At 47.2% G+C, this 13,755-nt stretch carries 9 protein-coding genes; all 9 read left to right on the top strand.

The annotated features are described in order from the left end of the window. The first annotated feature begins 15 nt into the window (after positions 1-15). The 9 genes from KN811_RS00675 to KN811_RS00635 all read left to right on the top strand — a co-directional run bounded on the left by KN811_RS00675 (position 16) and on the right by KN811_RS00635 (position 13,753). Positions 16-594, top strand: a complete 579-nt coding sequence (locus KN811_RS00675; RefSeq protein ID WP_187965300.1) for an RNA polymerase sigma-70 factor — start codon at positions 16-18, stop codon at positions 592-594. 202 nt (positions 595-796) lie between these two features. Next, positions 797-1,762 carry a FecR family protein gene (locus KN811_RS00670; protein WP_187965299.1) on the top strand — a complete coding sequence of 322 codons (966 nt, stop codon included), beginning with the start codon at positions 797-799 and terminating at the stop codon, positions 1,760-1,762. Between the two features lie 92 nt (positions 1,763-1,854). After that, positions 1,855-5,241 carry a TonB-dependent receptor gene (locus KN811_RS00665; protein ID WP_187965298.1) on the top strand — a complete coding sequence of 1,129 codons (3,387 nt, stop codon included), beginning with the start codon at positions 1,855-1,857 and terminating at the stop codon, positions 5,239-5,241. A gap of 11 nt (positions 5,242-5,252) precedes the next feature. Next, positions 5,253-6,665, top strand: a complete 1,413-nt coding sequence (locus tag KN811_RS00660; protein ID WP_187965297.1) for a RagB/SusD family nutrient uptake outer membrane protein — start codon at positions 5,253-5,255, stop codon at positions 6,663-6,665. Next, positions 6,665-7,732 carry a dipeptide epimerase gene (locus KN811_RS00655; RefSeq protein ID WP_187965296.1) on the top strand — a complete coding sequence of 356 codons (1,068 nt, stop codon included), beginning with the start codon at positions 6,665-6,667 and terminating at the stop codon, positions 7,730-7,732. The genes KN811_RS00660 and KN811_RS00655 overlap by 1 nt, the downstream gene beginning before the upstream one ends. An 87-nt stretch (positions 7,733-7,819) precedes the next feature. Beyond that, on the top strand, positions 7,820-9,193 hold the full coding sequence (locus KN811_RS00650) for a serine hydrolase domain-containing protein (protein ID WP_187965295.1): 1,374 nt from the start codon (positions 7,820-7,822) through the stop codon (positions 9,191-9,193). 241 nt (positions 9,194-9,434) lie between these two features. After that, positions 9,435-9,989, top strand: a complete 555-nt coding sequence (locus tag KN811_RS00645) for a hypothetical protein (protein ID WP_187965294.1) — start codon at positions 9,435-9,437, stop codon at positions 9,987-9,989. 133 nt (positions 9,990-10,122) lie between these two features. Next, a complete protein-coding gene (locus KN811_RS00640; RefSeq protein ID WP_187965293.1) occupies positions 10,123-12,543 on the top strand; it encodes a DUF2339 domain-containing protein in 2,421 nt (806 codons plus the stop codon). Then, positions 12,527-13,753 (top strand): hypothetical protein, encoded by a 1,227-nt coding sequence (locus KN811_RS00635; protein ID WP_187965292.1) that lies wholly within the window; start codon positions 12,527-12,529, stop codon positions 13,751-13,753. The genes KN811_RS00640 and KN811_RS00635 overlap by 17 nt, the downstream gene beginning before the upstream one ends. Positions 13,754-13,755 lie beyond the last annotated feature (2 nt).

Genomic DNA, 13,755 nt, shown 5'->3' with positions numbered 1-13,755 from the left:
TAACCAGCTACGGATTTGAATGTAAACGGCGTAAATAATTCTTTTTTCTTACACCAGTTAAAAAAAGGAGAGGAGGCAGCCTTCGAAGCGCTATTCCATCTCTACTTCGAAAAACTGCACCATTTTGCCCACAGCTACATTGAAAATTCCGAAGATGCCAGGGAGATCGTCCAGAACACTTTTTATAAACTCTGGAGAAAGAGGGCTACCCTTCCTGCTGACCTCAACTTAAATGCCTATCTCTTCTCCATGGTTAAGAACGATTGCCTGGATTACTTCAAACATTTAAAGGTCAGGTACCGGTACCGGGAAGAGATCGAAAAAGACCGTGCCCGGGTGCTCGAAGGTTCGTTACAGGACGATCCCAGCCTTCAACTCATAGAAAGCGAACTACTCCTCAGGGTGAACCGTCTCATTGACGAACTCCCCCCGGCCTGCCGCGAAATTTTTATTAAAAGCAGGTTCGAGGGACTCAAATACAAGGAGATAGCCCGGGAGCTCAACATTTCTCCGAAAACCGTGGAAAACCAGATATCTAAAGCGTTAAGGCATCTGAGAAAGGAGCTGGCCGAATACCTTACTCTATTTTTTTAGCCATCTTGTGGGGTTGTAAAAGATTGATGGAAGATTGAATGAGATTGAATTCCGACTGCGTCGGGGGAGATTGATTTTTATGGGCTTGCTCAATTTCTCATCAACCAGCCTAAAATCGATTTTATCAGATGTTTTGAAATTTTACTAAAAATTTACCGACTTCACATAGGGGTGACCTTAGCCTGAATCGTTCTTAACTTATATGGACAAAAAAGAGCTCATAAAGTTTATAGCCGATGATGAAGGCGATGTGGAATTTCAGCAAAGAGTTATTGCCTGGATAGAATCGTCTCCGGAAAACCGCAAATATTTTAATCGCGTTAAAGCCGAACAGGTGGCCCTATTCCGATCCGGACAGCAGGTCGATGCTCCCGGCGAATTCCGGAACTTCCGGGCAAAGACGAAAAAGCGGCGAAGAAATTACCGGGTTACCGCAGTTGCGGCGGCCCTTGTCGTTATCCTTTTCTCTTCTGTCATTTTCCTGGACCGGTCTGCCGGCAACGAAACTTCTTCCGCGTTTTCCACCCGGTCTGCCGAACAAAAGGATTTTACCCTGCCCGATGGCAGCAAGATCTATCTCAATGCCGAAAGTACCCTGGAAGTATCTCCCGGTTTTAATCGTGAAACCCGGACCGTAAAACTAAACGGTGAAGCCTTTTTTGACGTGGCCAGGAACGAACAGGTCCCATTTATCGTGGAAACCCCGGATGGGATAAAGGTCAAGGTACTGGGAACTAGCTTTAACATAAAATCCTATAAAGACAATAAAACCATAGAGACCACCCTGGTCACCGGGAAGGTGGAGATCTACAAAGCAGACCGTGAGACCCCTTCGGCCATACTTGCCCCCAGACAAAAAGCCATTTTCAGAAAACACGAAAAGGATATCCGGGTTAAACAGGTGGCCACAGAGGCCATTACTTCCTGGAAAGAAGGCGTCCTTGCTTTCGACAATACCCCGCTGAACAGTGTTGTCAAAGACATCGAACGATGGTACGGAATATCCGTACGCATTGAAGACCATACCATAGAGGACTATACGTTTTCCGGGAAATTCAGGAAACAATACAGCATTGTCCAGGTCCTCGATATTCTGGAAACCTCATCACCAATACAATATGATTATGACAAACAAAACAAGACAGTAACACTGAAACAACGCAATTGATCCTAAAAACAAAGGGAAGTGCTGCAACACTTCCCTCTAAAAGGATTAAAAATTGCTAAATGGGCATTTAACAATCAAAACCGTTTAAAGTTATGAAAAAAAAGCAACAAGTTGCCCGGCAGGCATCCCGTATGTGCTGCCCGGGTAAACTCTATCGCATTATGAAGATCTATTCCTTACTCCTTTGTCTCACTATCGTTAAAATATCCGCGTGGAGCTCTTCCGGCTACGCGCAAAACGTAGATCTCAATTACCGGGACACCAAACTCAAGGAAGTGCTGAATACTATTGAAAAACAGACCGACTACATTTTTTTCTACAACAACAAGATCGTTGACGAACAACTGAAAGTAGATGTTGCACTGAACAGTGATGACATCCGCAAAGTACTGCAAGCCGTTCTTGCCGGTACGGATATCCGGTTTCGCATACTCAGCCAGAATATCGTTCTTTACAGGGAGCAAGCCGGGCATAGCCCCGACCCTCCCCAAAAAAAAGAAGACATTCCGGGGTTTATCGGGGAAGTTCCTACGAAAGGATTGCTTCAGGATAAGCTAACCATTACCGGGACCGTCCTGGACGACACGGGAGTGCCACTTCCCGGGGTGAACATCATTGTCCGGGGCACCGCTTCCGGTACGCAAACCGACTTCGACGGTAATTTCACCATCCGGGCATCCAAGGGGGATGTGCTGGAGTTGAGTTATATAGGTTTCAAAAAAGAACAGATTACCATCAACGGAGATAAAACCGAATTCACCATAACGTTAATATCCGAAGCCGACCAGTTGAGCGAAGTTATCGTAGTGGCCTATGACAAACAGAGCAAGGCTTCTTATACGGGGGCTGCGGTAGATGTGGACATTTCCAAGGTCGAAGAGTCTCCCCTGCCCTCTTTCCAGGAAAGCCTTCAGGGCAATGTAGCCGGGGTGCAAATGACCACCCAGAGCGGGCAGCCCGGCTCCGCACCCAATATCCGTATCCGGGGCATAGGTTCTATCAATGCCGGTTCCGACCCCTTATATGTCGTAGACGGTATCCCGGTGGTTTCCGGTGAGATCACCCAGCTCGCCAACAGTTCCAATACCATTGCAGGGATTAATCCCAAGGATATTGCATCCATTACCGTGCTGAAAGATGCATCGGCTACATCCATTTACGGTTCCCGGGGGGCTAACGGGGTTATTCTCATCACCACCAAAAAAGGGCGTTCCGGAAAAACCAGGTTCGATTTCAGTACGCAATACGGCATAAGCAGCATGATACTGCCCGATCGCAACAGGCCGCTCAACACCGCCCAACTTTCCGAACTGCTCGTAGAAGGGCGCATGAACACCGGGGAAACCCGGCAGGAGGCCGAAGACTATATTTTTAGCCGGATAGACAAAAATGTCGATACCGACTGGGTTGATGTCATTACCCGCAACGGCCAGTATCACCAATATAACCTGAGTGCCAGCGGCGGAAGTGAAAAGACCAATTTCTATGCTTCGATGGGGATGTTCGACCAGGAAGGTGTTATTATCGGCATCGACTATAAGAAACTGAACGCCAAGATCAATGTCAGCCATCAGGCTACGGATAAACTGACCATCGATTTCGGGGTTTCCGCAAATTATCAGAAGCTCCATACCAACAGTGATGCCGGAAGTGCCGCAAACCCCGTACGGGCCCTGATGCGGGTAGTTCCCTGGGAGCCCGTTTATAATGAAGACGGTTCGTACAACACCGATATACTTCTCACATACAACCCGGTGGGGCTGGTCAACGAAAATATCCGGGAAACCAAAATATACGGTATCCTGGGAAATCTGGGGCTTACGTATAACTTCAATGACAACCTGAGCTTCGAGACCAAAGGTAATATAGACTTTAACCTGGCCGATGAATTCCAATATGACAACCCCTATTTCGGCGCCGGAAGAAATGACGGAGGGCGCGGCCGGGCCTATGACAATAAGATACTGAACTACAATATTACCAACCTGCTGAAATACAGATGGCAGGTTAACGAAAACCACAACCTTAACTTTATCCTCGGACAGGAAGCCCAGAAAATAACACGAAATTCCGTGTATGCCTATGCCAGTAATTACGGAGCACCAGGGCTCACTTCCCTAGACAATGCATCCGTATATCAGGATGCCAATAGTTTTAAAACAGCTTCGTCTATTGCTTCCTACTTCTTTAATGTCAATTATATGTATAAAAACAAATACATTTTTAACATTACAGCCCGGAGAGACGGTTCGTCCAGGTTTGGTTCCGATGTACGCTATGCCAATTTCGGTTCCGTTGGCCTGGCCTGGAACATCAGTTCTGAGGGCTTTATGGAAAACGTACATTTTATCGACCGGTTAAAACTGCGCAGCAGCTACGGGATAAACGGTAACCAGGAGATCGGAAATTTTGCTTCCCGGGGATTGTACGAAACCGGCGAAGACTATGACAGTCAGCCCGGATATGCTTACAGCCAGCTATCCAATCCGCGGCTTACCTGGGAAAAGAACAAACCCTTTAACGTAGGGCTCGACTTCAGCCTGTTCAACAGGATCGACGGTACAGTAGAATACTATACCCGTACCACTACCGACCTTCTGTTCGAAGTCCCTATCTCAGCCACGAACGGCCTTACCAATTACCTGGCCAATATCGGGGAAATGAAAAACTCGGGATGGGAGATCTCACTGAACACGGTAAATATAAAGAACCCCGAGGGTTTTGGCTGGACCACCGGCCTCAACTTCACTTCCAATACCAACGAGATCACAAAGCTCCGCGATAACAGTCCCATAGTAGACAACCAGTATATCCGTGAAGTGGGAGATGATTTTTATACCTTTTACATGCCTGGCTATGCCGGTGTGGACCCCGCAACGGGCAACGCCCTCTGGTATGTTGACGGAACAAAAACGGACACCACCAACGAGTATTCCGAAGCAGACCCCTTTAAACAGGGAAGCGCCCTGCCCAAGTTTTATGCCGGGCTCTCCAACAATTTCACTTATAAGAACTTCAGCTTTTCTTTTCTGCTCTACCTAAACTACGGCAACAAGATATACGACTATTGGGGCCGGTATACCAACAGCGACGGCAGCGCAAGGCTGAACGACCGCGGGAACATGACACAGAACATCTATGAGAACCGGTGGCGGCAACCGGGCGATATCACCGATGTGCCCAAAGTAGTATGGGGCAATCCCCAGTCGGGAAGGTCCAGCCAGCACTCCACCCGTTTCTTATACGATGGTACCTATCTGAGATTGAGGGATGTTACCCTGGCCTATTCCCTGCCCGAAAGTGTTACGGAAACCCTTTCCATAAATAATCTCCGTTTTTACATTAAAGCCACCAATATGCTCACCTGGGTAAAAGACGATAAGATAGAAATGGACCCCGAAGTAGGCATAGACGGCCGGGCTGACCTCACCATACCCATTTCCAGACAATTCTTATTCGGTGTTGACTTTTCCTTCTAAAACTTAAAAAAATGATTCGAAACATTAAACATATCATCGCCTCACTGCTCATTTTTGCGTGTATCGCTTCGTGCAGCAGTGATTTTCTTGACATAGATCCCGAACAGAACGTTGCGGCAGAAAATGTAGTAACCGATGTCAATACATTACAGACCGCATTGAACGGTGTATACAGCAAACTGCAAAACAGCGACTACTACGGCCGCAGTATGTATGTGATACCTGAGCTTATGGCCGATAATCTGGCACTGAGCATAAGAAATACAGGAAGGTACATCGACTACGACGGCTTCGTCGTAAATGAAGAAGACAGCTATGCCAACGACTTGTGGAATGCACTCTACGAAGTGGTTGTCAATGCCACCAGGGCCATAGAGGGCGGTGAAAAACTCGAAGCCCGATCGGCAGATCAACAGGCACAAATAGACCAACTTGTAGGAGAAGCCTATGCACTAAGGGCCCTGGCCCATTTTGACCTGGTACGCCTCTTTGCACAACCCTATAACTTCACTACCGATGCTGGCCACGAAGGTATCCCTGTTATCAATCACTCCTCGGAAAACGAAGTTTCTCCCGCCCGGAATACGGTAAAAGAAGTATATATACAGGTCAATGAAGATATATCCGCTGCCATCTCCAGGATATCCGAAGATAAAAAAGACGGAAGGTTTTCTTCCTATGCCGTAAAAGCCCTCGCTGCACGGGTATACCTCTATCAGGAAGACTATGCCAATGCCATTGCATACAGTTCGGAAGTGATAGACAGCGGGGAATTCAGCCTGGTGGGCAACGCCGGCTATACCGACCTCTGGGCCGAAGAATACAATTCCGAATCTATTTTTGAAATTGTAAATACCATTGCCGATAACGCGGGTACCAACGGCCTGGGACACTTTTTTGACCCCGAAGGCTATGCAGATGCCCTGGCCACTGAAGAGCTGTTTGCCCTTTATGAGAGTAACGACATAAGGCTAAGTGCCATTACAGAAGGGTCCAAGACCGGTGCCGAAGACGAGGCCCTGTTTGTCTATAAATTCCCGAAAGGCACCATTCATGACGACAATATCCGTATATTCCGCCTGGCCGAACAATACCTTATCCGGGCAGAAGCCTATGCCAGGACGGGGAAAGACGCCCAGGCCCAGGCAGACCTCCTCGCCGTCACGGACAGGGCCACTCCCGGTGCTGCTCCGGCAGGCGAAAGCGGGCAGGCCCTCGTGGACCGCATCTTGCTGGAAAGGCGAAAAGAGCTCGCTTTTGAAGGGCACCGCCTCTTCGACCTCAACCGTAACAAAAAAGACGTGCGTATGATACAAAGCGACCATGTGATCGAAGCGACTTATCCCAATGATAAGTTTATCCTGCCCATCCCGCTGAACGAACTGAATGCCAATCCCAATATAACCCAAAACCCCGGTTATTGATGTTCTCACTATCTTTTAAACCTTATACCCTCCAAAAAAAACACGTCTTCCGGATCGCAGGAGGCGCCAGGACCAGCACTCCTGCTGTCCTGGTCCGCCTGCGGTTTGAAGGTGTGGAAGGCTTTGGCGAGGCCTCCATGCCCCCGCGCTACGGCGAAAGCATAGCCACGGCAACGGATTTCCTGCAACGGGTGGACCTCTCCCCCTTCCGCGATCCCTTTAATACGGAAGAAATATTGCACTACGTAGACAAACTGGCCCCCGGGAACCCGGCCGTGAAGGCATCCGTAGACATCGCCCTGCACGACCTGATCGGGAAAATGCTGCACCTGCCCCTCCGCTCCTATTTCGGGCTGCCGCAAAAAGAGCTGCCTACCAGCAAGACCATCGGTATAGACACGGCAGACATTATCCGGGAAAGAGTCCGGGAAGCAGGCAACTTCAGGTTTCTGAAGATAAAACTGGGGGGCGATAACGACAGGGAGATCATCAATGCCGTAAGAGAAGAAACCGACAAGCCTCTTTATATCGACGCCAACCAGGGTTGGAAAAACAGGGAGGAAGCACTGGAAAAAATAGCATGGCTCCGGGAAGAGAACACGGTCTTTATCGAACAGCCCATGCCCAAAAATGCCTTGTCCGATATGGAATGGCTGGCAGCCCGTTCGCCCTTGCCTATTGTAGGGGATGAAGGGATACAGCGTTTTCCGGATGTGATGTCTGCCGGGAATTACTACCACGCCATCAACATAAAACTCATGAAATCTACCGGATTGCGCGAAGCCTACAAAATGGCTGTTACGGCCAGGGCGATGGGCCTCAGGGTGATGCTGGGGTGTATGTCCGAAACCTCCTGTGCCATTGCCGCGGCATCTCAACTAGGTGCCCTGGCCGACTGGATAGACCTCGACGGCAACCTCGGCATAAAGAACGACCCCTTTTCCGGTCCCGCACTACAAAACGGCATCATCACACCCAATGGTATAGCGGGAGTCGGACTCGTAAAACCCGACTGGGACAAAATCGAAATTGAAAATGGAGATAGGACAATAGGACGTAAGACTTAAGATAATACGATGTAAAATCCATACAATAAGTCCGTCCTACGTCTTATATCCTGAAATCCTAAGTCTGAACCTTCATAATTAAAGTGTATGAAAAAAATACTATATAATCTTATTATCCTTATTTCGGGAGCGTCCCTGTTCTTTACGTTTACCGGTTGCACTTCCGTACAGAAAAGGCAAAAGGAAGTGCCTGTCTTTGTAAATGACAGTATCCTCGATAAATTTTTCACCACCCTTTATCAAAAAAAGATGTTCAATGGGGCTGTTGCGGTAAAGAAAAACGGTAGCCTTATTTTTAAAAAGGGCTATGGGACGGCCAATATGGAAAAAGGTAGCCCGTTCACCCCTCACACGGCCATGGAGATCGCTTCGGTGTCCAAACAATTTACAGCGGCCGCCGTTCAGCTCCTTCAACAGGAAAACAAACTGGATATAGACCATTCTGTACAGACCTACCTTGGCGATGATTTCCCATACCCGGAGATCACCGTAAAACATCTGCTGACACATACCTCCGGGCTCCCGGATTACGAAGATCATTTCCGGAAGCACTGGGATACCACCCGGATAGCCCGAAATTCGGATATTCTCTCCTATTTCAAGAAAAAAAGACCCGCATTGATCAGCAAACCGGGAGTCAAATACCACTATTCCAACTCGGGCTATGTGCTCCTGGCGGAGATCGTGCATGCGGTAAGTGGAAATCCCCTGAACACATTCCTCCGGGAAAACATCTTTGACAAGGCAGGTATGGCCGATAGCGGTTTTTACGAGCGCGACAGTATCTGGGAAGTAGAGGACTACGCCCCCGGATATCGTATCGACCCCGCTACCTGCACCTATGTACGTCCCGAGACCCTCCCGGGAAAATATTATTATCGCTTTCTCAGCGGCAGGCTGGGCCCAGGCAGGTTGTCCTCCAGTGTCAACGATCTGATCAAATGGGACAGTATTCTCTATACTGATGAACTATTGAATGCTCAAAGCAAAAAAGTCGTCTTTCAGCCCTATCCGCCTACGGATGACGATTCAGATTACGGTTTCGGATGGCACGTGCAACAGGATGACAGTATCGGGAAAATTGTATATCACACAGGGAGCTGGGCCGCTAATTTATCTTATATCAAAAGGTTTACAGACACCAAAAGCCTGGTCGTCATACTCAACAATACCTTTGAACGTGCCTACATCAAGGAAATAAGGGCGGCCGTGGACGATTATATCAAAGGGAAGCCCCTTAAACTGCCCCAAACCAGGGCAGCAGACCTGTTGCAAAAAGAAATTTGCAGGCTCAACCCAGAAAATATCACAGACTGGCAAAAAAAGAACCGGAATGCGGACTGGGACACGAAAGACCTCCGGAAACTGGAAATGGAATACCGGGAAAATGGGGAAACGGTAAAAACAGAACTCATCGCCATGCTCTTGCGGAACATTAAACAGGACAGCATTTCCCCGTAAGGAAAACTTTTCTGTCCTGACCGCCAATTATCGTAATGTCCGGGAGACCAGCCATCCCTGGTCAGGTCAGGATGCGTGCGGAACTTATTTGCGGTATCGTATGCCTTAATGTACCCGGGCATATCCAGGCAAAAACATCCGGAAAAATATTCCTACAAATCCCTGTTTTCCGGTACTCCCGGAAGCAGGGGCTTTTTTATATTTGTGATACCGAACATCCGTCATATAAATTTCACCTATTTTGAAACACTTCCTGCTTTTATGCTGTTTCTGGATCGCTACCTGTGCTGTAATAACGGCACAAACAACGATAAAGGTACCGGTGGAGAACACGATAAAAACCCCCACCGACGACTCTATTGTAATTCGTAGCGATCACAGCTTTAAGGAATGGACTGCCATTGCCGGTATCCGTCAATGGGACCATACCTTTATAGAACTCGGAGCAGCTTATATGGCCGGTAATGGCAGTCGCTGTGCGTTCGGGTATCGATATTACGGCATTGGCCTGAGCGCCGATTACAATCCCTTTGATCGTCGCGGCGGCCTTCATCTCAGCGGCTGGACGAACGGTTTTATGGGACTGATCGTGGGAGGCGATATCAACACCTATACAGACTTCCATTCCTATAATTTAGGGCTCAAACCCTTTATAGGCCTGGACTGGGAAAGGCGCTTTACGCTCACTTACGGCTATAATTTCCAGGTTGTGGACAATAACCTGTCCGGTATTAACGGCCATGTCCTTTCGTTACAATATCGCTTTTCCCTGAAAAGCTCACGAGAAAAAATATAAATACGGTTTTCCCGGCCACCAAGCGATCACAAACAAATCCCGGAAAACCAGTATTTATATGGTAAACCCATTGGTTTTCAATTTCCCCGACTCAATTTTAGCTATATTTGAAATTCATCAACCCAGGTAAAATATGACTTATTTCTTGTTGATCATTATACTGGTCTTCCTGATCGTTCTACTCAACCGGATCAGTTCCGGGTTTAAGAAGACCGAACAGGAATTACAGGACCTTTCGGAAAAACTGGAAACCTTACAAAAGCAGAAAACTGCCACTACCAGTACCGTACAGGAATCCATACCATCCGCATCCAAAGACCTTCAAAAGCCAGTCGAAGAAGCGAAAAAAAACGACCCCGAACCCATTCCGGAAAAGCCTGTTCCCATTACCGGAACGATTCCCGGGGAGAAAAAAAACCGGCCTGTGGAACCTGTTTCTTTCAGCGCTACAAAACCAAAAGCGGAACCTTCTCTCCCACGTAAATCACAGTGGGAAAAATTCAAGGAAAAAAATCCCGATATGGAAAAGTTTATCGGGGAAAACCTCATCAACAAGATCGGTATCCTTATCCTGGTGCTCGGCATTGTCTTTTTCGTGAAATATGCCATTGACAAAAACTGGATCAACGAAACGGCCCGGGTAGGTATTGGCATCCTGGCCGGTGCTATCGTTATGTTCTTTGCCCACAGGCTCCGGAAGCGTTTTAAGGCCTTCAGTTCTGTACTGGTAGCAGGGGCCATAAGCATATTTTACTTCACCATTGCCATTGCCTACCACGAATATCAGTTGTTCAGCCAGGCCGTGGCCTTTTCGATCATGGTGGTTATCACCGCTTTCAACTCACTGGTCTCCGTTTCCTATAACCGGATGGAGTTGGCAGTACTGGCCCTGATCGGTGGATTTTCGGTCCCTTTTATGGTCAGTACCGGGGAAGGGAATTATATCACCCTGTTTACCTATATTACCATCCTCAATTTCGGGATACTTGCCATAGCTTATTTTAAGAAATGGAACCTGGTAACCATACTTTCCTTTCTGTTTACCGTGATCCTTTATGGCAGCTGGATGACTAACGAGTTATTTAACAACAGCTTACCTTACAGCGGTGCTTTTATTTTTGCCACGATCTTTTATGTAATGTTCAGTATTATTGCCATTATACATAACCTCAGGAAAAAAGGAGCCCTGTCTGTTGCAGATTATATAGTATTACTCGGCAACAATTTATTCTATTTCTCTGCCGGCCTGACGATCCTGAGCCACTGGAACGAAAATATGCAGGGTGTATTTACCATTTCACTGGCCCTGTTTAACCTGGCCTATACTGCAGTACTCTACAAAAAGTTCGGGCTGGACAGGAATGCAGTTTATCTCTTTCTGGGCCTCACCCTGACCTTTGTTACCCTTACTGTTCCCATCCAGTTCGAAGGGAATTACATTACCATGTTCTGGGCTGCCGAAGTGGTATTGCTGTTCTGGCTGTCCCAAAAGTCGGGGATCAGCACCTTTAAGGCCGGGGCCATCATAGTACAAGGGCTAATGTTCATCAGTCTGCTTATGGATTGGGTGGATTATTATGTAGCCGGAAAAGCAGAACTTTCAGTGATCCTTAACCGTGCCTTTATTACCGGGCTTATCTCGGCCCTGTCTTATGCGGGTGTCTATTTCCTTCTTAGAAAAGAGAACAACCCTGAAAAAATAGGAGTTATCACCTTTGATCCCCGTGCTTACAGCACATTTGCAGCAATCCTTGCCGTTGTAGTGGCTTATATTACCGGAATGCTCGAAACCATTTACCAGGCGCACCAGTTCCTGTATACCGATGATGCTGCGCTTTCATGCTCAGTCCTTTATCATTATATATGCAGTGCGCTGCTACTGTTCTTCAACCTGAGATCGCAACACACCATGCTGAAAAAGCTCACCCTGAGCCTTGCTGCGCTGAATATACTGCTGTATGTTCTGTTGTTTTCCCATTTGCCCACTGCCGAATTCCTGGCCAACCTGACTATGGAACACAGCGAACATATTGCTTTTTACCTGCATTATGGCATATTGCTTTGTCTCGCCTACTTTATAAAAACATTGATAACACGCACCATACACGACCCGGTCATTCCTTTTTTCAGGGAACCGTTGGTGCTGTGGCTGCTTGCTTTTTGCATTGTATTTATCCTGAGTTATGAGGTAATGATCCACAGCCTGTACTTAACCCCCGGGATCAATACACCTCAAGGCCTGCAGGACGCAAAGATCCAGATCGTTAAAATAGGCTATCCCATTTTATGGGGTATATTATCATTCGTCTTCCTCATTACGGGGATAAAACGCCAATGGAAACTACTGCGTATCATTGCCCTGTCGCTCCTCGGGATCACGGTTTTGAAATTGTTCATATACGACATAAAAAATGTATCCGAAACCGGGAAAATAATTGCTTTTATATTGTTGGGCATACTGATCCTGGTCATTTCCTTTGTCTATCAAAAAATTAAAAAACTGGTCATTGACGACCCAGCCACCAAACCACAATCCGATGAAGAGAAGTCTTAATGTTATCGTTTTTCTTTTCTGTATCCAAGCCTTTAACGCCCAGGAATACAGTGGAACTGTCGCCACAGTGAACGAAGACGGTATCTATGCCGTAGTACTTTCTCCGGAGATCCGTTCGGCAAGCCTTTCAGATATGCATACCATCCGTATCCTGGACGGGGAACAAAACGAGATCCCGTACTGGCCTTATACCGATACGGGGCAGGGCGGAGATTCCCGCTTTATAACATTTCCGATCATTTCGAAGACAGGGGTTGACGGAGAACGGTCTTCCGTAATTGTGGAAAACCGGGAAGAGAGAATGTTAGACCGGATGACCCTGAAGATCGCTACTACAAAAGTTTCCAAGGTCTACAGCATCAGCGGAAGTGATGACCGGGAACGTTGGTTTGGCCTGGTCAACCGGGATTACCTCGACCGTCTGAGTGAACCCGGCAAAACCACCACAGAAAAGACCTTTTCTTTTCCGCTGAACAACTACAGGTATCTCCGTTGGGATTTTGATGATGAAAAAAACCTGCCTGTCAATGTACGGGAAGCAGGTGTCTATGAAGCTCCCGGTAAAGTTAAGATAACAGACCTTATCGAGATCCGGGGAGCCCATGTGGAAACCCTGACCGACAAGGACAACAAAAAGACGATCATACACATCAGTTTTGCCCAACCGCAACAGATCGACGCCATTAAGTTTGATACAGAGGGCCCCGGACTGTTCCTGCGCAAGGCTCATTTCCGGGTAAAAAGAAACAGGAATATCAAAAAAAGAACGGAAACCTACATCGCTACCCTGAGGACAATAGAACTGGATTCACAAAAAGAAAACCGCTTTGACGGACTACATATTTTTGAAAAAGAGTTTACGATCGAGATTGAGAACGGAGACAATCTGCCTTTAAAAAATATCAGCATCAGTTTTTATCAACATCCTGCATATCTTGTAGCAGAGTTTCAGACCGGCAAAAAATACCGGATCACAGTAGATCCTTCTCTTCCATCTCCGAACTACGATATAGGTCATTTCAAGTCGCTGTTCAGGGATGAACTTCCGCAGATCGAGGTCAACCATTTTAAAAAAATCACTCCCGAAGAAACAGCCGAAACAGACATCCCGTTCTGGAAAACCCAGGCATTCCTGTGGTTTTGTATTTTAACTGCTGCTGTCTTCATTTCCTATTTTTCCTGGAAATTGCTCAACGATATGAAAAAGTAATA

Source organism: Sinomicrobium weinanense, from assembly GCF_018863395.1.
GTDB classification, from domain to species: domain Bacteria; phylum Bacteroidota; class Bacteroidia; order Flavobacteriales; family Flavobacteriaceae; genus Sinomicrobium; species Sinomicrobium weinanense.
The sequence above is the reverse complement of the archived record's forward strand: the minus strand, read 5'-3'. Positions and strand labels throughout refer to the sequence as shown.

Excerpts from the sequence above, each read along its gene's own strand:
- KN811_RS00635 (WP_187965292.1), top strand. The coding sequence starts at position 12,527 with ATGAAGAGAAGTCTTAATGTTATCGTTTTTCTTTTCTGTATCCAAGCC.
- KN811_RS00660 (WP_187965297.1), top strand. The coding sequence starts at position 5,253 with ATGATTCGAAACATTAAACATATCATCGCCTCACTGCTCATTTTTGCG.
- KN811_RS00655 (WP_187965296.1), top strand. The coding sequence starts at position 6,665 with ATGTTCTCACTATCTTTTAAACCTTATACCCTCCAAAAAAAACACGTC.
- KN811_RS00650 (WP_187965295.1), top strand. The coding sequence starts at position 7,820 with ATGAAAAAAATACTATATAATCTTATTATCCTTATTTCGGGAGCGTCC.
- KN811_RS00665 (WP_187965298.1), top strand. The coding sequence starts at position 1,855 with ATGAAAAAAAAGCAACAAGTTGCCCGGCAGGCATCCCGTATGTGCTGC.
- KN811_RS00670 (WP_187965299.1), top strand. The coding sequence starts at position 797 with ATGGACAAAAAAGAGCTCATAAAGTTTATAGCCGATGATGAAGGCGAT.
- KN811_RS00640 (WP_187965293.1), top strand. The coding sequence starts at position 10,123 with ATGACTTATTTCTTGTTGATCATTATACTGGTCTTCCTGATCGTTCTA.